The sequence below is a fragment of the Enterococcus lactis genome (assembly GCF_015751045.1).
Taxonomy (GTDB): Bacteria; Bacillota; Bacilli; order Lactobacillales; family Enterococcaceae; genus Enterococcus_B; species Enterococcus_B lactis.
Genome location: NZ_BNJW01000017.1, coordinates 48,753 through 68,893, shown reverse-complemented (window position 1 = coordinate 68,893; position 20,141 = coordinate 48,753). Strand labels below are relative to the sequence as shown.

At 37.3% G+C, this 20,141-nt stretch carries 18 protein-coding genes and 1 pseudogene; 5 read left to right on the top strand and 14 right to left on the bottom strand.

All coding sequences use genetic code 11. The annotated features are described in order from the left end of the window. The first annotated feature begins 219 nt into the window (after window positions 1-219). The gene (locus tag KFO35_RS09990) at window positions 220-654 is read left to right on the top strand and encodes a GNAT family N-acetyltransferase (protein WP_002315298.1); all 435 of its coding nucleotides are present in this window, start codon (window positions 220-222) and stop codon (window positions 652-654) included. A 79-nt stretch (window positions 655-733) separates the two neighbouring features. Here the strand turns inward: KFO35_RS09990 and ntdP are convergent, their stop codons facing one another. The 3 genes from ntdP to recX form a co-directional block, all read right to left on the bottom strand. After that, complete coding sequence (gene ntdP / locus KFO35_RS09985) at window positions 734-1,267, bottom strand: nucleoside tri-diphosphate phosphatase (protein ID WP_002310342.1); 534 nt, start codon at window positions 1,265-1,267, stop codon at window positions 734-736. Window positions 1,268-1,360: 93 nt separating this feature from the next. Next, window positions 1,361-2,539: an A/G-specific adenine glycosylase gene (mutY, locus tag KFO35_RS09980; protein WP_002315299.1), complete on the bottom strand. Its 1,179-nt coding sequence runs from the start codon at window positions 2,537-2,539 to the stop codon at window positions 1,361-1,363. Beyond that, window positions 2,532-3,329, bottom strand: coding sequence for a recombination regulator RecX (recX, locus tag KFO35_RS09975; RefSeq protein WP_156272147.1), 798 nt, complete (start codon window positions 3,327-3,329; stop codon window positions 2,532-2,534). The genes mutY and recX overlap by 8 nt, the downstream gene beginning before the upstream one ends. Window positions 3,330-3,435: 106 nt before the next feature. Between recX and rlmD the strand changes: the two genes are divergently transcribed. Further along, complete coding sequence (gene rlmD, locus KFO35_RS09970) at window positions 3,436-4,818, top strand: 23S rRNA (uracil(1939)-C(5))-methyltransferase RlmD (protein ID WP_002315301.1); 1,383 nt, start codon at window positions 3,436-3,438, stop codon at window positions 4,816-4,818. A 171-nt stretch (window positions 4,819-4,989) separates the two neighbouring features. On the opposite strand, the gene KFO35_RS09965 is transcribed toward rlmD, so the two are convergent. Together KFO35_RS09965 and KFO35_RS09960 are read right to left on the bottom strand one after the other, a co-directional pair. Then, on the bottom strand, window positions 4,990-5,568 hold the full coding sequence (locus tag KFO35_RS09965; RefSeq protein WP_002315302.1) for a lytic polysaccharide monooxygenase auxiliary activity family 9 protein: 579 nt from the start codon (window positions 5,566-5,568) through the stop codon (window positions 4,990-4,992). A 157-nt stretch (window positions 5,569-5,725) separates the two neighbouring features. Beyond that, complete coding sequence (locus KFO35_RS09960) at window positions 5,726-7,273, bottom strand: fibronectin type III domain-containing protein (RefSeq protein ID WP_070704820.1); 1,548 nt, start codon at window positions 7,271-7,273, stop codon at window positions 5,726-5,728. 276 nt (window positions 7,274-7,549) lie between these two features. Between KFO35_RS09960 and KFO35_RS09955 the strand changes: the two genes are divergently transcribed. Then, window positions 7,550-8,020: a TspO/MBR family protein gene (locus KFO35_RS09955; RefSeq protein WP_002310332.1), complete on the top strand. Its 471-nt coding sequence runs from the start codon at window positions 7,550-7,552 to the stop codon at window positions 8,018-8,020. Between the two features lie 117 nt (window positions 8,021-8,137). On the opposite strand, the gene KFO35_RS09950 is transcribed toward KFO35_RS09955, so the two are convergent. The 5 genes from KFO35_RS09950 to KFO35_RS09930 all read right to left on the bottom strand — a co-directional run bounded on the left by KFO35_RS09950 (window position 8,138) and on the right by KFO35_RS09930 (window position 15,517). Continuing rightward, complete coding sequence (locus tag KFO35_RS09950) at window positions 8,138-9,364, bottom strand: LCP family glycopolymer transferase (RefSeq protein WP_024635874.1); 1,227 nt, start codon at window positions 9,362-9,364, stop codon at window positions 8,138-8,140. Window positions 9,365-9,721: 357 nt separating this feature from the next. Next, on the bottom strand, window positions 9,722-11,212 hold the full coding sequence (locus KFO35_RS09945) for a Mur ligase family protein (protein ID WP_156272145.1): 1,491 nt from the start codon (window positions 11,210-11,212) through the stop codon (window positions 9,722-9,724). A 37-nt stretch (window positions 11,213-11,249) separates the two neighbouring features. Next, a complete protein-coding gene (locus KFO35_RS09940) occupies window positions 11,250-11,489 on the bottom strand; it encodes a hypothetical protein (RefSeq protein ID WP_024635873.1) in 240 nt (79 codons plus the stop codon). Window positions 11,490-11,494: 5 nt separating this feature from the next. Next, a complete protein-coding gene (locus tag KFO35_RS09935; RefSeq protein ID WP_024635872.1) occupies window positions 11,495-13,174 on the bottom strand; it encodes a hypothetical protein in 1,680 nt (559 codons plus the stop codon). A gap of 108 nt (window positions 13,175-13,282) precedes the next feature. Continuing rightward, a complete protein-coding gene (locus tag KFO35_RS09930) occupies window positions 13,283-15,517 on the bottom strand; it encodes an adhesive domain-containing protein (RefSeq protein ID WP_156272143.1) in 2,235 nt (744 codons plus the stop codon). A gap of 536 nt (window positions 15,518-16,053) precedes the next feature. Between KFO35_RS09930 and KFO35_RS09925 the strand changes: the two genes are divergently transcribed. Next, window positions 16,054-16,839 carry an AcpB/EbpR/MafR family transcriptional regulator gene (locus KFO35_RS09925; protein WP_002315310.1) on the top strand — a complete coding sequence of 262 codons (786 nt, stop codon included), beginning with the start codon at window positions 16,054-16,056 and terminating at the stop codon, window positions 16,837-16,839. Between the two features lie 24 nt (window positions 16,840-16,863). Then, entirely contained in the window at window positions 16,864-17,502 is a 639-nt protein-coding gene (locus KFO35_RS09920; protein ID WP_227140487.1) for a hypothetical protein, read from the top strand. A gap of 49 nt (window positions 17,503-17,551) precedes the next feature. On the opposite strand, the gene KFO35_RS09915 is transcribed toward KFO35_RS09920, so the two are convergent. The 4 genes and pseudogenes from KFO35_RS09915 to KFO35_RS09900 all read right to left on the bottom strand — a co-directional run bounded on the left by KFO35_RS09915 (window position 17,552) and on the right by KFO35_RS09900 (window position 20,008). Continuing rightward, window positions 17,552-17,752: a cold-shock protein gene (locus tag KFO35_RS09915; RefSeq protein WP_002292860.1), complete on the bottom strand. Its 201-nt coding sequence runs from the start codon at window positions 17,750-17,752 to the stop codon at window positions 17,552-17,554. 133 nt (window positions 17,753-17,885) lie between these two features. Continuing rightward, window positions 17,886-18,494, bottom strand: coding sequence for a superoxide dismutase (locus KFO35_RS09910; protein WP_002315311.1), 609 nt, complete (start codon window positions 18,492-18,494; stop codon window positions 17,886-17,888). 82 nt (window positions 18,495-18,576) lie between these two features. Next, complete coding sequence (locus KFO35_RS09905) at window positions 18,577-19,047, bottom strand: GtrA family protein (protein ID WP_002310319.1); 471 nt, start codon at window positions 19,045-19,047, stop codon at window positions 18,577-18,579. A gap of 47 nt (window positions 19,048-19,094) precedes the next feature. Further along, a pseudogene (locus KFO35_RS09900) lies at window positions 19,095-20,008 on the bottom strand (cation diffusion facilitator family transporter). Window positions 20,009-20,141: the final 133 nt, after the last annotated feature.

Here is a 20,141-nt window from a genome sequence, read left to right as displayed (position 1 = left end):
GAAATAAGACTCTATTATTACAAGTTCATCCGTTGTAAGATGGGTATAGGTCATTTGTACTCACTCCTTATAATTCTTTGGTCGGAACTATTTTGAGTGTAGCACAAATGACTTTTTTAGTTGTCTAGCTTAATTTTACAATCGGCGTTTTGAAAACTTTCCATACTTTTTATTTATTTTATTTTCCAGTATACTATACGAAAGGAAGGTGGCTAGACCATGAAAGTTGTACAAACAAAAGATACAATGAGCGATATTTACTTAGATGCTGTAAGAATCAGACATCAAGTCTTTGTAGTCGAACAAGGTGTCCCTTTGTCTCGAGAAATAGATAAAGATGAAGCACATTGCATCCATTTCGTCTTGTACTCAGATAAAAAAGAACCGCAAGGAACTGTACGTCTTTTGCCTTTAGAAAACGGAAAAATGAAATTACAGCGAATGGCGATTCTTTCTGAATACAGACACCAAGGCTTAGGTAAGCTATTGATTGAAGAAGCAGAAACCTTTGCTAAGAATCAAGGCTATAATACGATTTTATTAGGAGCGCAGTCTACAGCGGAAGCTTTTTACGAAAAGCTTGGTTACATAGCTTACGGTGAGCCTTTTGAAGACGCTGGCATGCCTCACATTTATATGAAAAAGACTTTATAAAAAATTTTTCGAAAAAAAAACAAAAAAACAGCAAGCTTTTGAGAAAGATTTCTCACTGGCTTACTGTTCTTTTTTGCGTTTACTTACGCGACAATTGCTTGTAACGGTCATACCAAATATCAATATAGCCTTCTGAGAACGGGCCATCTCCATTATTGATCCAGTCAACCAGAATCTTCACATTTTCTTTTAGGATGAAGTCAATATCGTTCGGGTAATTCATCATTTTGCTGTGCATCTCGTACTCATCGACATCCAATAGTCGTTTCTCGCCGTCAGGAAACACCTTGATATCCAAGTCATAGTCGATATATTTCAAGGCCTCATCGTCCAGCAAAAAAGGTGAAGCTAGATTACAATAATAGGAAACCCCCTTTTCTCTGATCATTGCTATTACATTGAACCAGTATTTTTTATGAAAATACACAATCGCTGGTTCGCGCGTTACCCATCGGCGTCCGTCAGATTCAGTGACTAATGTGTGATCATTCACGCCGATCATAGAGTGTTCGCTTGTTTTCAATACCATGGTATCTCGCCACGTTCGATGCAATCTGCCGTCGTGCTTGTAACTTTGGATCGTCACAAACTCTCCTTCTTTTGGAACTCCCATAGCAACCCTTCCTTAAGCAGCATTTTGTGCTTTGTGTTTGGGTGTTCATTACACCGACATCATAATTATTATATCAATAAAAATGAGCTTTGCCTAGAAAGGATTCCTATTGTTTCGATTTTTCTCCAACTGTTCCACTAGTTTCATTTGTACCTTCGGAAAAACGACTGAATCAAATGCAGCAGGCTTCAACCACTTCGAAGTTTTGTTCTCGGTAAATTCTTGTTCTGCTTCCTCGGTTGCCCGTCCGTAAAAAAGGAGGACATGCCATTTCAGATGACTAAAGACATGAGTAACTTCTCCTAAATGACGTGTCTGCCAAATAAAAAGTTCCTGCTTTTCAAAGGGAAGCTCTTTTCCGTCTTCTGCTACTAGATCATCAAACAAATCGACTTCCCGTTTTGCTTCCCATCCTTTTTTCAATCGCTCGTACTCCTCTTGTGTCACTTCTACCATTGGAAATGTCCACATATTCGCTAGCAGTTTTTGGCTATCTCTTTCTTCAAAATAATACGCTCCAGAATGATTTTGAAGAGCCGCACTGATATAATAAACGTCTTTTGGCTTTGCTTTTTTTGTTTTTACAGGAAAGCTCGTTTGGATCCCTCGTTTGTTGGCTAAACAAAAGGCTTGGATCGGACAAGCTTCACACTTTGGAGAAGTTGGTGTACAGATAGCTGAGCCTAGATCCATCATTGCTTGGTTGAATTCACCTGGATACGTTTCATCAATGATTTTCCGCATCGCTTCATCAAAGATTTTCCTGCTGGAAGCTTTGGCGATATCTGCTTCAATGCAAAACAATCTGCTTACTACTCGCATCACGTTACCGTCAACTGCAGGTTCTGGAAGTCCAAATGCTATACTTGCTATCGCTCCTGTCGTATAGGGGCCTATCCCTTTCAATGAGCTGATTTCTTCAGGCGTTTGCGGCATTTTTCCGTCAAATTCAGACATGATCTGTTTAGCAGCTGCTTGGATGTTTCGGGCTCTTGAGTAATAACCAAGCCCCTCCCAAGCTTTTAAAAGCTTTTCTTCTGGAGCAGTTGCCAATTCTTCAATTGTAGGAAACCATTCCATGAAGCGATAGAAATAATCGATCACTGTATCTACTCTGGTCTGCTGGAGCATGATTTCAGAGATCCAGATACGATAAGGATCCCGATTGTAGCGCCATGGCAGGTTTCTTTTTTCTTGTTCATACCATTGAATGAACTGATCTTGAAATTCTTTTGTTTCTTCGTCTGTCCATTTTTCCCATTCTTTATTCACTTTCCTCTTCCTTTTCCGTAATGAATCGCTGGATCATATCCAAATCAAATCCTTTTTGATATAAGCTTTGTTTTACTTTTAGGTTTCTTTTTTTAGGTTCAAATCTTGAATTTCTTCGCCATAGTTTATCCCCTTGTTTGACTAAATAATCATATTCTGTTTCCTGGTCTACTTCTTGCGGAAGATCAGCCATCGCTTGTTGGATCACTTCTTGAGAAAAACCTTTTGTCATCAGAGTTTGTTGGATTTTCCGCAATAATTCTTTTTGGCTTTTCCCATGATTTTTTCCAAATATTTTTTCAGCCGTTTGACGTGCATTTTGAACTTGGTCTTCAACTGTATACTGGTCGAGCGCCTGTTCAATAATCTCTAGTTTTAATCCTTTTTGCTGCATTTGCTGTGACAATTTTTTTGGACCTTTGTCACTTAAGCGCATATTCGTGCGCACATAACTTTCCCCATAGACCAAATCATTGACAAGATCCAATTCTTTTAAGCGGGCTACGATTTTATTTCGATCTTCTTGAAGGATTTCCTTTTCTTTTAAGTATGTTCGGATTTCTTTTTCCGACCGTAACTGATAGCTTAAGTAATTCATTGCTAGCTGAAATCCGAAATCAGCTCCACTGCTCTTCTTGATCTCTTGGATAGTTTCTTCGTCTAATTCCCGTCCTTTTAACAAACGATAGCGTACTAATACATCTTCAGATACTTGTAAAGCTTCTCCTTCAGATAAATCTACGCGATAGAAAGGGCCTTTGCCTTTACTGATTCTCGTAACGGTTAACATAAACATCCTCCTCGAACATATATTCTCTATCATACCATAGAAAATCCCCGTAATCAGGTATTATATGTTAGAATAAACCACAGAAAAAAGAAAAAGGGAGATACTTATGGCAGAAACAATTGTCAAAAATGGACAAACGGTTCCTTTGAAAATCAAGCGTTTAGGCATAAATGGCGAAGGAATTGGTTATTTCAAACGATTGATTATATTTGTTCCGTATGCACTACCAAAAGAAGAAGTACTAGTCAAAATCACGAAAGCAACTCCTCGTTATGCAGAAGGAGAATTAATAAAAGTCAAAAAGCCAAGCAAAGATCGCGTAGTGGCGCCATGTCCTGTTTATTATGAATGCGGTGGCTGTCAATTACAACACTTAGCCTATCAAGCACAATTGGATTTTAAAAAGGATCTACTCTTGCAAGCATTGGAAAAATTCAAACCAGCAGGCTTTCGATCCTACCAGTTGTTACCGACGATTGGGATGGATGATCCATGGCATTATAGAAACAAAGCACAATTTCAATTACGAAAAAATAAACAAACGCAAAAGGCCGAAGCTGGTTTATATGAAGCAAACTCGCATCAGTTAGTTCCTATAACAGACTGTTTGGTACAAGAACCCCGAACACAAAAAGTGATGAATACTGTTGTTCAACTATTGAATAAATTTGATGCACCCATCTATGATGAACGGACAAACAGTGGTATTTTCCGCACGATCATGGTCAGAGTCGGTGTCAAAACTGGAGAGCTGCAAGTCGTTTTTATTACTCGCAGTAAAAAATTCCCACAAAAAAACGCAATGATTCGTGAGATCAATGAACGCCTGCCCGAAGTTGTTTCGATCATGCAAAATGTCCAAGCACAAAAAACATCTCTCGTGATGGGGGATGAAACGATCCACGTATGGGGAAAAGAAGCCATTGAAGAACAAATCAATGAAGTGACTTTCGATCTTTCTCCTCGCGCCTTCTTTCAGTTGAATCCTCAGCAGACCGAACTGCTTTATGGTGAAGGAATCAAAGCATTAGATGCCCAGCCTGATGAAACAATCGTAGATGCTTATTGCGGAGTTGGTACGATTGGTTTAAGTGTAGCAAAAAAGGTCAAAGAAGTCCGAGGAATGGATACCGTTCCTCAAGCAATCGCTGATGCAAAAAGAAATGCGGAAAGATTAGGGTATCACAACACTCGATATGAAGTCGGTACAGCCGAACAAGTTCTACCTAAATGGTTGAATGAAGGTTTTCAGCCAGATGGTATCATCGTAGATCCGCCACGTACGGGTTTGGATAACGCATTGATTCAATCGTTACTGAAATTTCCACCAAAAAAACTTGTTTATATCTCCTGTAACGTTTCTACACTTGCCAGAGATCTGGTTCATTTAAGTAAAAAGTTCAATGTTGAATATTTACAGTCTGTTGATATGTTTCCTCAGACTGCACGTTGTGAAGTCGTCGTGAAGATGACGAGACTTGCTGATTAAATGAGAGAAGGCGTGAGCCTGCCATTCAGCTCCGAGTCACAAGGAACAATTTCAAAAAAAGCTTTTCATGTTTGATGACTATTGTCACTTGTGACCGAGGAGTTGGCAGGCGAACACTGCTTATTCAAAAAAAGGGTTGTGACACGTTTTTTGTCACAGCCCTTTTGATTATTATTGGATATTCACGTCAATCACTTGATAGAATGCATTTGTCGTATCACTGATATTCCATACTGCTAAAATCACATTGTATCCTTTGCGGTCTTGAGGAAGTGTGATTGTTTGGTTGACTGTTTTTGGTGGGACGGTTGCTTTGTCGTCTATTTTTGTGATCAATTCAAAATCGCTAAATTTCAAAGGTTGATCAGGGTTCCAATTTGGCTTGGTAATGTAGTAATCCCAAGTACTTGTCCGATGTTGCGCTGTTAAATTCCAAGTAATATTCAATGTTCCCGGATTGACCATATTTTTATGCCATCTGTTAGATGTTTGTTCGTCTAAAGGTTCAAATCCGCTGACTCCTGCACTGGCGATTTTTCCATCAATGAATGTATTTTTGGTAGCTTCGATACTTTGCGGTTCCCATTGTGCTCTTCCGACATTTTGGTTTAGATTCCCTGCTGCTGATGTTCCTAGGTATGCACGACTTCCAGGAGAAGTAATATAACCGTGTGCGAAACCTGGAATGCTGAAACCGAACAACCCTAAACTAACTAACCCGATAAACAATAATGTACTAATCTTTTTCATGTAGAAACCTCCTTCATTTGATACACACATTGTAAACGCTTTATTATGTTAGCGCAAACATTATGCTTTTATAATTTTATATTAAAATAAAAAGAAACAGGAGCTAAATAAAACTCCTGTTTACATTTTTTATTTATTTTTCATATATACCTATGAATCAAGAAATCTGTCTCCAAGGTCCCCATTCTCCAGATTCACTTGGATTATTGTTTTGAGTCCAGTACTTAGCTTCATAGATGATGCCTTCGTATACAACACGATCGCCAGCCATATAAACTTTTTCAGGATCCCATACTGGATATTCACTTTCATTGTCCGCTAATGTTGTAAACGTCAATGTTGTTTTGTCCGAAATATTACCAGAACGGTCTTCTGCTGTAAGTTCCACTGTATAAGTTGTATTCTCTTTTAAATTCTCAAAAGTATACCGGGTATCTATTGTGCTTCTTTCAACTACTTCTTCGTTTCCAATCAATCGAAGGTTATACTTTTCAATAAAATCATTATCTGTCGCAGGCGACCAACTTAGCGCAGCACGCCTAGAGGTCACCAATTCTGCTTTAAAATTTTCTGGAATAGTTGGTTTTTCTTTGTCTTCTGGAAGAGGTGTGTCACCTGTAAAACGTTGTGCCACATTTAAAAATTCATACCGATTATTGACTTGTCCTTGTCCTCCATCGACCTTTGAATCTCGATTCATTGACCAGTAGGAAACCATCCCAATATTTCGTTCTTTTGCATGCTGAACAACTCGATTGAACATCGTTGCTGTAAAGTATGGATGAGCTTCGCTTTCAAATCCGATTGATGGAGTGGTTCCTAATTTAGCATATGCTTGTTCTGTCGTCAAAGTCGTTCCCATAAATCTTTGATAATACTCTTTTAACTGCACCATTGTATTATCCACAGCATCAAGCGACCCTTGGGCATAATCTGGTACACTGCTTCCGTAACACATCGTCATTAGATTGATATTTGTCAAATCCACTCCTGCCTCCAGATAAGCTTGTAACACTGCTAATCCGGTCGAAATCAGGCCAGTATCCATGACTGGCAAGGTCAACGTTACTTCTACACCAGTTGCTTCTTGAACTTTCTTTACCGCTTTTGCATTTGCCAAATTCTCTTCATATCCCATCGCAGCGGCTTCGACATCATAGTCTACACGTGTCAATCCATAGCCTTGGATAACTTCCATATAGGCATCATATAAAAGTGCTTGATTTTGAGTGACCTCCCAAAATGCTCCTGAATTCAGTCCGCCAAACGAAACAGCTACATCTCCGCCATTTTGACGTAATTCCCGGATAGATTTTTTGATTCCTTCATACTGCCATTCGTCATTATCAATCTCACTTAGACCATTAAAACCACCCCAAGCCCAATCAATTCGACCATTTCTAATACCTCTCGCCTGTAAAAAACCTAATTTAAAAAATTTCTGTCCTGTTTGTTGAGCAACAGCTGCTAAGTTCAATGCCCCATTATTAGATAGTTCTTCATCAGAAGAATAAGCAGTTATATCCACATAAGGAGCAACTACTTGTTTTGGCCACTCAATTCCTTGTCCTACTCCAAAATCGGGATTAGTCACTACTGTTTGTTCGATTGCAGATGATTCTTGTACTTGAATCAGCAATGCAGGAGAAAAAAGCATCGTGATGAGTGCCGCCCCAGTAAGTACTTTGAGTAAACCTCTTTTCATATTTATCAACCTTCCTATGTATAATTTTTTACTTCAGCCAAGCTTTTATGTAATCGATTACAATATAGATTGTAACAGAAGTTAATAAGAAAATAACGAATTGTAAAAAACATGAGAATTATTTAATACGATCTTTTTCAAATTCATGATTCATATAAACAAATTTTTAACTTTTTTAAATAACAATATTTCTCCATTATTCTTACTTCACAAACTAAATACAGGTATTGCTGTGATTCTTCATGTAAAATATTATTATAGAAAGGAGTTAATAGAATGAAGATGATAAAAGATATTCGTTTTTGGGTTTGTGTTATAGGAATTGTCATATTAGGCTTTTTATCAGGATTGCTTAGCGGAAATCCTGGAGAATATTACTATTCTTTACAACTTCCGCCATTTGCACCACCTAGTTGGATATTTGGACCAATGTGGACCTTATTGTATATTTTGATGGGTATTTCTCTTTATTTGTTGCTTAATCACAACAACAAAAAACAGCGAAACAACCTTGTAGGTCTTTTTGTGATTCAGTTCATTTTTAATTTCATATGGACTGCTCTATTTTTTAATTTAAGAAATATCTTCGTTGCAGCAATCGATATTACACTTTTGGTTATTTTCTTGTCAGTGCTTATGTATCAATTATGGCTACATCATCGCCTAGTCATGTGGCTCATGATTCCTTATTATTTATGGGTACTATTCGCAACTTTACTGAATTATTCGATTTATTTTTTAAACTAAGTGCTAAAAACTGAAAACTTATTAAAAAGTATATTTAACACATAGAAAGAGTGCCACCTAAGTTAGATTGTTTTGTCTAATTTAGGTGGCACTCTTTATTAACCAAACTATTTTTTTCTAGTACCCACTTGTTGTTCCATACTCATTATTCTGGTCATAACCATAACCATTTTGTTCCTGTCCAGCATAAGGATCATAACTTTGAGTATCTTGACTTGGTGTATAGTACTGACTTGTATCTTCTGTTTGCTGATAATAGGTATTCGGATCTTGGTACTGATCATAGGTGTTTTCTGAATAGGAAGAATAATCAGTGTATCCTTCACTATTCGATCCATCACCGGTTGTCGAATCGGCATCTTCCGAATCATCAAAGAACATCATTGAAGCATTCTCATTTTTCAAATTAGGTAATGTGTCACTTGTTTTGATATTTAATTGTTTCTTCAGTTCATTTTGAATCGAAAGAAGATCGTTTTGTCCTAAAATCTGATAGTAGACTTCATTGATCATTTGACCTTCACCTTGCAACTGGTCTTGTTTGATCGTTTCGAATGCTGCCGTGTAATTCGTTGCTACATCAAGCATGTCATCCCAATTCAAGTCCGTTGTCACATTGTTTTCGACTGCTTTTAAAATTTTTCTATAATTGCTTACGCCATCTAAACTTAAAACTTTATTGACGATTTTCGTCACTACTTCCCGCTGACGACGTTGTCGCCCGATATCTCCTTCTGGATCTTCGTGTCGCATTCGGGAATAGGCTAATCCTTTTTCTCCATCCAATGTTTGTTCACCTACTGGTACATGGACACCATCCAACGTAAAGTCGATTTTATTATTCACTTTGATGCCGCCGACCGCATTGATCAAATCTTCCATACCGTCCAAATTGATGGTTACATAATGATCAATAGGAATATCAAGCAGTTGTTCAATTGAATCCATGGCCATTTCGACGCCGCCAAATGCATAGGCATGATTTAATTTATCTACCGTTCCATACCCTACGATATTCGTATAAATATCTCGGTCCAAACTGATAATCGTTGATTTTTTTTGTTTCGGATTAACGGTTACTACCATCATCGTATCAGAACGCCCTTGTTCTGTTCTTCCTAATCCACCGGTATCTAAACCTAATAGCAAAACCGAAAACGGTTCTTTGTCATCAATACTTACTTTCTCAGAACGTTTGGAAGATATTCGATTAGAGTTTTTAGATATTTTGTTTACTGTTTGGCTCGCTTCTCCCATAAATCTGATACCGTATGCTGATAATCCGGCTATCAGCAAAACGAGTATACCTAATAAGGTTAATAGAACTTTTTGCCATCGCTTCATAGTACACCTCTGTCTCACATTTTCTAAAATATTGTCTCATACAACTGTTCAATCAGCAAATTCACTTTTTAATCATAAGAAAACTTTAAAAAATAATTCTTGTATAATAACCGTTCTTTTAAAAATTTTCTCAAAATTCTTAACTATCATACCACACCACGAAAAAGTTCGAAAGCCCGAATATACGCAGTTTACAACCGTTTTATCTTTTTTTATGCATTTTTTGCTAGAAAAATTGAACAACCAGGTATTTCACAAAAATAGGAGTGTGACATCGACCTGCCACACTCCTTTCCCGTCATTTTAACGATTCCTCTCTACTCTGTTCAGACTAACATGGCGTTTCCCTAATACCTTCTATAAAGTCTGACTTTTCATATTATGCTTGTTTCCGATCTGACGCACATATTTGCCGATTTCATGAAAATCACTTCCAGTAACTGATCCTTTTGCTAAAACTAAACTGTCTTCTATTAGTTTTGTTTCCAGATCATTGCATAATTCCTGAAGTGAATCGAACCATTGAAGCCGATCATCTATTTTCTGTCCTTCTTCAAAAAGCAATTTAAAATGTTCCCCATAACCATAAATATGCGTGGCAGCCGATTGGTTTAACTCCTCTTGTACAAAGCGGTGGATTTGCTTTGTTGAATCGCCTAAATCAGCGATTTGTCCAAGTATCAAGACTTTATTTCCTTTATAAAATGGTTGTATCCCATCAAAGTAATTGATTGCATTTTTCATGGAAGGCAATGAAGCGTTATGCGTATCATCAATAAAGGTGAAGTCTGTCCCTGTTTCTGATGTATAAATCGTACGTTCCAATATCTTAGGTAGTGGTTTGAATGTCTCAAATTTTTTTATATATGGAGAGATCTCTTTTTTCAGTTCTTTTGCTACAATCAACGCAGCCAATGAATTAGCGATCATCCCTTCTGAAGAAACTGCAAGTTTCAATAAAATATCTTCTCCGAAAAAAGAAACTAGGACTTCGCAATATTCTCTTTTTTGTGAGATTTGTTTCACAAAAACACCTCTTGAAGCATCATGTAATGAATAGACCACTATTTTGCTGGTTCTTTTCTCAGCAGCGCTTACTAAAATTGAAAATTCTTCTTTTCCTATATCTCCATTGATGATGGCGATTCCATCTTGTTTCAGGCCTTCGAAAATTTTTGCTTTATGCACTGCTACTCCTTTTGTATTTTTTAAAGAACTAAGATGTGCTTCTCCAATTGAAGTCACAATAGCAATATCTGGTTGTATCAAATTAGACATCGACCCTGTATCATATGAATTCAAAGCATTGACAGAAACTTCAAGATTCAAGACATCAGGATTAGAAAGTAATTTACTCATGTATAAAGGAACAGCAAACCGAACGTTGTGGTTTCCCCTGTTTTCCAAAACTTTCTCTTCTTGAAGCAAATGAGTGATCATCATTCGCGTAGAAGTCTTCCCTGCTGACCCGGTAATCGCAACAACCGGATTTACAAAACAGGACCGCAATTTCGCGGATAATTCCAATAAAAATTTCCAACTGTCTTCTACGATGAACTGTGGTGTCGTCACTGACGGATCCATGATTGGTTTTTCAGTAACGATCACACCAAACCAATTTTCTTTTCCGATGATTTGTTCATTTCCATCTCGCCATCTCACGACCTTTCGATTGACGTAACTCCTTCTTTCTGGCGAAACACAAACAAACATCGTATCAGAATAATCCATGTTTCGTTTTAAGTGGCCTGAGAAATATTCAACATCTTGGATATTTCTATCTAAATCTCCATATTTCTTTAAATAATGGCCATCCATATCAACTAATAATGAATGTATAGAAGTCATAACTCTCCTCCTGTTTTTCTTGTTTTTTCTATATGGTTTACCACCTGCCTCTTCTTGGCCTTGCTTGGTTTACATATCTGGAGGCATTCGGTTCGATCCTTTTCGGAGAATCATCTTGATCCACTTCCCAAGGATACAACCCATCTTCATTTTTCTTATATTGACTTAAATCTGATTCTTTCAGATTATTTTTATGATCATTTTTCCGACGTATTTTAAGACCTAAATAGAAAACACCAAATGCAGCTAATGCAGCAAAGCGAATGAATCCAACCATTCTTCTCACTCCTTCTTTTGATCATACATTCGATAGTTAATCAATCCTGATAAAAAGTGCTCTGCATCATCGATCCTCATACGAAAACGATCATGACGTGCAAAAAAGCCATATTTTATTGTTTCTGGTTCTTTGAAGAATTGAGCAAATTCAGGGAACATGACCCCAGTAGTAATCTCATGTCTCACCCTTTTTTTCATTACTGTATTTATTCTTTCTTTTACCTTATAGAAGTCAGTTTCTTCAGCAAAAATCGTTTTTCTCCACGTGCTGAACTCCAATTTTCTCATCATTTTTGAAGCAGCGACAAGCAATTCCAGCATCGTAGGATAAGCAGTATCTCTTTTATCAATAAAGTCGATATTATCTAACGCATTTTTTATACCGAAGCGATAATATTCTTCTGTCTGGCTATGTTTCAGCATTTCATTGGTCGCATAACTTAACCAATGATCATGATACTTTTGATAGTCGTTCGCTACGAACTGGTCCATCAAACCTTGACATATAGCAAAAACTTCTTTATTGCCTAAAATCTCATATGCTCGAAGCAAAGAGAATAAAATTTCACCATCATAATAAATGATCCGAAATTTTTCTTTCGTTTCTAGTTGTGCATTAAGTACATGAATCGTTCGATGCTCATTTGTTAAAAATTTAGCGGAAACAGTTTCTATCAGACGATTTAGGATTGGAACGTATTGTTCATCACCTGTTTGTTGGATGTATTTTGAAAAAGCTAAGATTGCTGTAGCCTGTGCTCCTAGCTTATATTCAATCTCTGTGTTTAAATAATCCTTGATTAAAAAATAACCGTCAGTCTCCGAAGTCAGATTTTCAATCCCCCAAGATAAACCTTTTTCAACATCTAAGAGCATTTTTTCATCTGAAAAGTATTCTGCTGCTTCGGCTAACGCATATAAAGACGAAAAGTGTCTCACGGAATTGTAACCTTTAAGCAGTTGATTATAACAAGGATAATATCCGTAAATAAATTTCCCTGTAGCAGTTAGCTGGTTTTGTAGATACATACTTCCTTTTTCGATCACTAAATCTGTTATTTCTGATAAATTTTCATATGAAACTTCCCGTAAGTAATTTCCATTACCGTAATCTTTCAAAGGATAAATATGACCGTCTTCAAAATAAAAAGATTTTGTTTTAAAATAATAGAACGCAGAACGCTCCAAGTAGCTGAGATCTGTCTCTTCACGACCATACTTGCGTTTCACATAACTGCGGTAATTTTGAGCGTCGATTCTTAAATCAGGAAGATTCTTCCCAACTTTATGTGTTTTACTAGGTTTGATGATCGCATTTGCTACCAGTTCTTCTTTTAAAAAACTTCTTTTTCTCAACCCATCGATTCTCACATTGAAATCAATGTAATTATTTCTTCTGATTTTTTTTAAGCGCTGTATAAACTGTTCATAGTTGGTTTTTTCTTCTTCAATAGCAATATCAATTCTTAAATAAGTCGTCTGATCCAGCTTATTGACATGGTAAGCTGTCAAAAAATTCCGCCAAATCATATCAAAATTACTGCCGTAGAATTCAAAGATCTTTCCTCTATTCGTAAAATCTCCTGTAGAGACGATCAACAATTGTTTTGATACATTTGTTTCAATTGTTTCTATCATTTCTTTGATTGCTGGCAAATAGCTTTCTTTTGTCTTAACTAGCACTCAATCACCTCATATTAAAAAGAAGTTGCGGCAAACAAAATCTGAACATCCGTTTTTATCAAAAAATCATAGATACGGAACTGCTTGCCGCAACGGCTTCTTTCTTAATTATTCATTGTTATCTGTTTTTTTATTTTTTTTGATTTTCCAAATTCCTAAACCAGATAGTGTAGACAGAGCTGCTCCTAACCAAGAAAGTGAACTATGAAGTGTCTCAGCAGTTTTTGGCAAGGATTTCGGTGTAGAACCACCTGTAGTACTTGGTTTTGGTGTATTTGAATGACCATGTCTTATTGGCATCTGGCCTGGATCTCGATCATGAGAATGTATGTCTCCCATTGGATGATTAACATCAGCGTCAGCATCGGCGTCAGCATCAGCATCGGCGTCAGCGTCGGCGTCAGCATCTGCATCCGCGTCAGCATCTGCATCTGCATCCGCGTCAGCATCCGCATCCGCGTCAGCATCCGCATCAGCATCCGCGTCAGCGTCAGCATCCGCATCCGCGTCAGCATCCGCGTCAGCATCGGCATCTGCGTCAGCATCGGCATCCGCATCAGCGTCCGCATCAGCATCGGCATCGGCATCGGCATCCGCGTCAGCATCAGCATCGGCATCGGCATCGGCATCCGCATCGGCATCAGCATCAGCGTCCGCATCAGCATCCGCGTCAGCATCGGCATCGGCATCGGCATCCGCGTCAGCATCCGCGTCGGCATCAGCATCGGCGTCCGCATCCGCGTCCGCATCCGCATCAGCATCGGCATCGGCATCTGCGTCAGCGTCGGCATCCGCGTCAGCGTCAGCGTCGGCATCGGCATCGGCATCCGCGTCGGCGTCAGCATCAGCATCCGCATCAGCGTCAGCATCGGCATCCGCGTCGGCATCCGCGTCAGCATCGGCATCCGCGTCAGCATCAGCATCCGCATCAGCGTCAGCATCGGCATCCGCGTCGGCATCGGCATCCGCGTCGGCATCAGCATCAGCATCCGCGTCAGCATCTCCTTCATCATCATCTGGAATAATTGCTGCTGTTGGCGCACTTGCTACACCATTTTCATCATAAGCAATCAATTGGATCTGTTCTAAGGGCACAACATCTTCTGCCGAGACTGGAATAGCAAAATTACCATTTTCATCTGCTTGTCCCTCTGCAATCATATTTCCTTCGTCATCATAAATACGAACTGTGGCATTGGGATCTGCCATCCCAGTCACCTCATAACCATCAGTAGAATTACCTGTAACTTCTACGTTATAAGGAGCAGTGACTTCTTCAGCTGCATAAAACACTGGAGAATAGCCATCAACATTCGAAGCAATAGAGATCGATAGAATGTCTGATTTAAGAATGGTACCGATAAATCCTGCTTCATAAGGAACAGTCATGTCGACACCTGCATTTGTTAAGTCTGCATAAGTAGGATCTTGGATCGTTGTCGGTATAGTAACAGTCGTTTCACCCAAAATACTTGCATCAGCAAGATTACCAAGGAAAGAAGAACCGACATTCACCAATGCCAAAGCGGTATTAAACGTAAGATTGAACGCTGGCTTGACTGTAACTGCTAAAGCAGTATTGATTGTTCCGGCCGCTGCATCTCCAAGAAGCCCTCCAATTGAAGTTGCCTCGATTGCTTGAACTGCATTATTGATTCCGTTCAATATATTACTTAAATTTTCTCGTATCACGGTTTCCAAGGCACCGTCTAGCTCTCCGTAGATGTATTCATCCCCTTGCATTTGAAGCTGCAATTCTACTTCAGCAGAAGTCAGTGTACTTAGATTATTCAATAAAGCAAGTTGTTCATAAACTTCCGAAAGGTTCACTGTAGCTAAAGGATTCAAATTAATCAAATCTTCTACTGCTCCTACCAAAGTAGTCACCGCTCCATCTACAATATTTAATAGAGGTGCTAAACTATTTACTGGAAGCAAAATATCTGTGTAGAAAGTACCAGTTCCATTCGGAGTGACCAATCCTTGCATTTCTTCTGGAATAGCTAAGACAGCACGACGCGTTCCATTAATCACGCTAACATCAATACCACTATTCGCTGATATAACAAAATCAACATCCCGACTCGCCCCCTGAAGAAGAAATGGGGCAGCAGCTGTAGTCCCACTAGTATTCGTTGTACTTAAATTGTTAAACAGTTGCCCACTGATTACATCTGCATGTACTTGTTGAGAACCAATAGTAAATAATGGCGTAGCCATTGAGATTGGTGTGATCCCTAACATCACACCAGCTGCAATGGATGTACCGGCAAGCAAGATTTTTTTCGATCTACTTTTTGCCCGTGCCTTCTGGTTCATACTTTTTTTATAATCCTTTTTCATTTTTTCCTCCTGTCACCCTTCTATCGTTCATCCCCAAATTTTTGATCGTTATAAAAAAGAAAAGATTACAACACCCCTTAGCTATCATTTTTTAATCAAAAAGATATCTTTTTGTGCAGATTTTGTTTTCAACTTAAGTCAGAGGAAGTTTAACAACATCTCAATGATAAATCTATTATTAAGTTTTAATCTTTTTTTAAATAACTATCCGGTTTTCACGAAAATAAAGTACAAAATAATCGATTTTCTATTTTTAGTATAAAATTATGCTTTTTTTATGAGATGAATTATAATGAAATTAAGTATAAAAGAATAAAAAATATTTTTATCTTTTTTGAAGTAAATTTATTCAAAAATAAATAAAATAACACAGAAATCAATATTTCGTTTATCAAACTAAAGGTATAGCTTTTCATATAACAAACTTTTTTTATTATAAATTGTTTTTTCTGCATACATTTTTTGTTAAAAATAACATTATTTTTTAATATCAAGATAACTTAAGTACTAATTATTGATTGGAGGAACTAAAATTCATGGATTTTTATTCATTATTGGAAAAGACCACACGTTTACAGATTACTATTCTTGATACCATCTATCATTCCAATAAAATTTGGTCTATCGAACAATTAGCTGAATTCACTGCTTGTGACAAACGTTCTGTACAAAATTATTGTGAACAAGTACGCACCCTCTCCATTAGCGATCAGTTCAGAAAGGAAGGACGTAATTATTTATTTTTAGGTACCAATTCGGATTTTCAAGAATTGATTCTTTCCATTTTGAAGCGCTCGCCTATTTTTCATCTATTGAAAAATTTATGCCTTGACTCGAAAGTAACGATTGCGGAATTCTCTGAAGATAATAATATCAGTGAATCCATCCTTCGGCGGCACATTACTCGCATCAATCAGATACTAAAAAAATATCAACTGCAGATCAAAACAAAAAAAGGCGAGATGTATTTCAAAGGAAGTGAGATGCAAATTCGTTATTTGATTTATTTGATACTATGGCCATCCTATCGCAGTGTTGAATGGCCTTTTGCTTCAATAGAGTTTCATCAATTATTTTCAGAAGTGGAGGATTCTTTTGCTATCGTTCATCAAAAACCAAATAAGATAAAAATGATCGAATGGTCCTTTATACTAGCTGTTACTTATCTTCGTTCTCAACAAGGACACGTTATTCCAGCAAAAGAGTTACCTAATTTTTCACTCGACCTTTGGAATGGCTTTGAAAAAATGGCTGAAGAGTTAACAACGAATTATAAACGTATGCGTTTCAGTCTGACAGATAGCATGTTCTTGTTTCTTTAGATGCAATCTCGGGCTGCTTTTTATTTGAAAGAGGACTATCTGCAAACTGCTTTGCGTATCCATACAAAAATTGCGACTCCTGTAAAACAACTGCAGACTAGTTTTTATTCTTATATTCACTCCAATCGATTCAAGTCTGCCCAAATCCATTCAAAAAAGTCGCTGTTGAACAGCACACTGCTCGCAAATGGGATGCATGGATTGCTATTTCCTCAATTTTCGATCGTCAAACATGAAATTACCTCTTTTATCGAGATGAGTTATCCGGCATTCCACCGAGAAATCAACCGATTGACGGAACAATTTAAAAACGAATCTGAGGAACTTGATTGGTTGCATTCTTGGAATTTAGCAGAAGCGTTCATGTTGATCATTTCTCCTACTTACTTTAATAAAGAAATCAAAATCAAATTTGAGAGTGACCTTCCGATTGGTTTGGAGTTAGCATATATGGAAATTCTTCAAGAACAGCTGAGTATGTATTTAAATGTTGTGTTTACTAACGACCTTTTATTTAAGCCGGAATTGATCATCCGAACAACTGATACTTCTTTAAAAACCGTTACTTATGAAGAAGATGTACCTTGCTTGACAATTAGTTATGAAATGTCTAGTGAACAAATCTATTTACTTAGTCAAGAAATCAAAAAACTTCTTGAATAGACAAAAAGACACGACTCCCTAAGAAGTCGTGTCTTTATCCAACAAATTATTATAATTTAGTCACTTCAGCAGCTTGAGGACCGCGCGCACCTTCAACAATCGTAAATTCTACTTCTTGGCCTTCTTCTAGGCTCTTGAAGCCGTCTCCTTGAATTGCTGAGAAATGAACAAATACGTCATCTCCGCCATCTACTGTAATAAACCCAAATCCTTTTTCATTGTTGAACCATTTAACTGTTCCGTGTTCCATAAATGTATAGCCTCCAAAAAAGTTCTTGCAAGTAACCTTGCAAGAACATTATACCCAATTTAGAAAACGCTCGCAAGCTTTCGCTCGTTTATTTTCCAAATTATTTTTAAGACTGATATGATGGAGAAAATAGTTATTTTGCTGCTTCGAAACGTTTGTTTACTTCGTCCCAATTAATAACATTCCAAAATGCTGCAATGTAGTCTGGACGTACATTTTTATATTTCAAATAGTAAGCATGTTCCCAAACATCTAAACCTAGAATTGGTGTCTTACCTTCCATCAATGGAGAATCTTGATTTGCAGTAGAGGTAATAGCTAATTTCCCATTTTCCAGTACAAGCCAAGCCCAACCAGAACCAAAACGTCCAGCTGCTGCTTTTTTGAATTCTTCTTTAAAAGAAGAAAAATCGCCAAAAGCTTCATTAATTGCTTCTTTTATTGCCCCAGTAGGTTCACCACCCGCATTCGGTGCCATGATTTCCCAGAAAAATGAATGGTTAGCATGTCCACCACCATTGTTGCGTACAGCTGTTTTGATATCTGTTGGAACAGCATCCATATCAGATAATAATTCTTCTATTGTTTTTTCGCCTAATTCTGGATATTTTTCGATTGCTGCATTTAAATTCGTTACGTAAGTATTGTGATGCTTGTCATGATGCAGGTGCATCGTTTCTTCATCAATATAAGGTTCCAATGCGTCATATGCATAAGGTAAATCTGGTAATGTGTAAGTCATAAAAATTCCTCCTCAATGTTTTCTTTATAATGTCTACATTACAAAGAATAACAAAGAGAAGGAAATTCTTCAATAGTTATGCCTAGTCGTCTTTTTCTCCTTGGCCTACTTCTTCTTCAAAAACCTCAGTTTCTTTGAAAATGAACAACTTGCTGAAAATGTAATTAGCTAGGATAACAATAATTTGAGTGATAATTTTTGCCACATATTCATTGCTGTTCATGACATTGATTAATAATACCATTGCTCCCATGTCCAACCCGTAAGAAAGGATGCGGTAAAAGAAGAACTTACCACATTCAATAAGTGCATGTGTAAAATTCGGTGATTTTGAATGGAATACCCAAAGTTTGTTCGTCACAAAAGCAAACAATACAGAACAAAACCATGAAATAGAATTGGACAGAGCCATACTTAAATCAAAATATTGGCGTGCGAGGGCAAAACTAACAAAGTTCACAATCGTAGCCAAACCACCAAAAAAGAGATAAACCAGTATCTCCCAATATCCCTTTGCTTCTAAATATCCTTTTATTTGTCGATACTGCTTCATGAGCCAACCTACCTTATTAGAAATTCTTATTTATCATACTCTATTTTTCAGTAACTTTCATCTTTATTTAAAAAAATTAATTTTTTTGGTCTTTTACATGTGTCTCTGCTTGGATCGTTACATGTGTAATCCCATACTTTAATTTTAATAAAGAAGTTATACGCGGATAAGCCTTTTCAATCTCGCTTAGCAGCTGATCTTCAAAATCAATATGTCCGTCGAAAATAATAATCTTTTCGCTATACTGCCAAATATGGACATGATGAACATCTTTTACCCCTTCGATTGCTTTGATTTCTTGCTCCATTTTTTCATAGTCGATTGTAGGTGCACTTTGTATCAAAATAGCCGCAGCTTTTTTAATCACTATTATTGCTTCTAACAATATATATATCGAAATGATCAATGTAATAACTGGATCAATCCAATAGATACCGAAAAATCGAATCAAAACTGCTCCGATAATCACACTTATCGAGGACAGTGTATCGCTTAACAAATGCAGATAACTAGATTTTATATTCAAACTTTCGTCTGCTTCTTGTCTCAACAATAACGTCGAAAACAAATTCGCGAGCAATCCGATAACTGCTACTATCAGCATCAAATGACTATTTATCTTTTCAGGGGAATTGAACCGTTTGAATGCTTCAGCAGCTAAAAACAAGGATAATATGATCAGTATGAATGAGTTGATGAACGCACTCAATATTTCTAAACGTTGGTAGCCATACGTATGCTTTTCATTTGCTTCTTTTTGGGCCATTTTTTGTGCTCCATAAGAAAAAATGATTGCTAATGTATCACTAAGGTTATGAAAAGCATCTGAAACAAGAGATAAACTTCCCGACGCAATCCCTCCAATAAATTCTGATAAAGTGATCACCGCATTCAGCACCACTACCCCAAATAGCTTTTTTGATGATCTCTGTGGCTGTGTATGCACGATTCGTTCCTCCATTTTATTTGTATTGGTTAATCTTAAATCAAGAATAACATTTTTTTGATATTTCACCAATCATTCAGATGTTTCCTTAAAGCACTTGTATTTCACTTGATACTTCGCTAGAATTGCAAGTGATGACACTACTAGA

Coding starts and splice junctions, on each gene's coding strand:
- KFO35_RS09990 (WP_002315298.1), top strand. CDS start 220: ATGAAAGTTGTACAAACAAAAGATACAATGAGCGATATTTACTTAGAT.
- ntdP (WP_002310342.1), bottom strand. CDS start 1,267: ATGGGAGTTCCAAAAGAAGGAGAGTTTGTGACGATCCAAAGTTACAAG.
- recX (WP_156272147.1), bottom strand. CDS start 3,329: ATGTTAACCGTTACGAGAATCAGTAAAGGCAAAGGCCCTTTCTATCGC.
- rlmD (WP_002315301.1), top strand. CDS start 3,436: ATGGCAGAAACAATTGTCAAAAATGGACAAACGGTTCCTTTGAAAATC.
- KFO35_RS09965 (WP_002315302.1), bottom strand. CDS start 5,568: ATGAAAAAGATTAGTACATTATTGTTTATCGGGTTAGTTAGTTTAGGG.
- KFO35_RS09960 (WP_070704820.1), bottom strand. CDS start 7,273: ATGAAAAGAGGTTTACTCAAAGTACTTACTGGGGCGGCACTCATCACG.
- KFO35_RS09955 (WP_002310332.1), top strand. CDS start 7,550: ATGAAGATGATAAAAGATATTCGTTTTTGGGTTTGTGTTATAGGAATT.
- KFO35_RS09950 (WP_024635874.1), bottom strand. CDS start 9,364: ATGAAGCGATGGCAAAAAGTTCTATTAACCTTATTAGGTATACTCGTT.
- KFO35_RS09945 (WP_156272145.1), bottom strand. CDS start 11,212: ATGACTTCTATACATTCATTATTAGTTGATATGGATGGCCATTATTTA.
- KFO35_RS09940 (WP_024635873.1), bottom strand. CDS start 11,489: ATGGTTGGATTCATTCGCTTTGCTGCATTAGCTGCATTTGGTGTTTTC.
- KFO35_RS09930 (WP_156272143.1), bottom strand. CDS start 15,517: ATGAAAAAGGATTATAAAAAAAGTATGAACCAGAAGGCACGGGCAAAA.
- KFO35_RS09925 (WP_002315310.1), top strand. CDS start 16,054: ATGGATTTTTATTCATTATTGGAAAAGACCACACGTTTACAGATTACT.
- KFO35_RS09915 (WP_002292860.1), bottom strand. CDS start 17,752: ATGGAACACGGAACAGTTAAATGGTTCAACAATGAAAAAGGATTTGGG.
- KFO35_RS09910 (WP_002315311.1), bottom strand. CDS start 18,494: ATGACTTACACATTACCAGATTTACCTTATGCATATGACGCATTGGAA.
- KFO35_RS09905 (WP_002310319.1), bottom strand. CDS start 19,047: ATGAAGCAGTATCGACAAATAAAAGGATATTTAGAAGCAAAGGGATAT.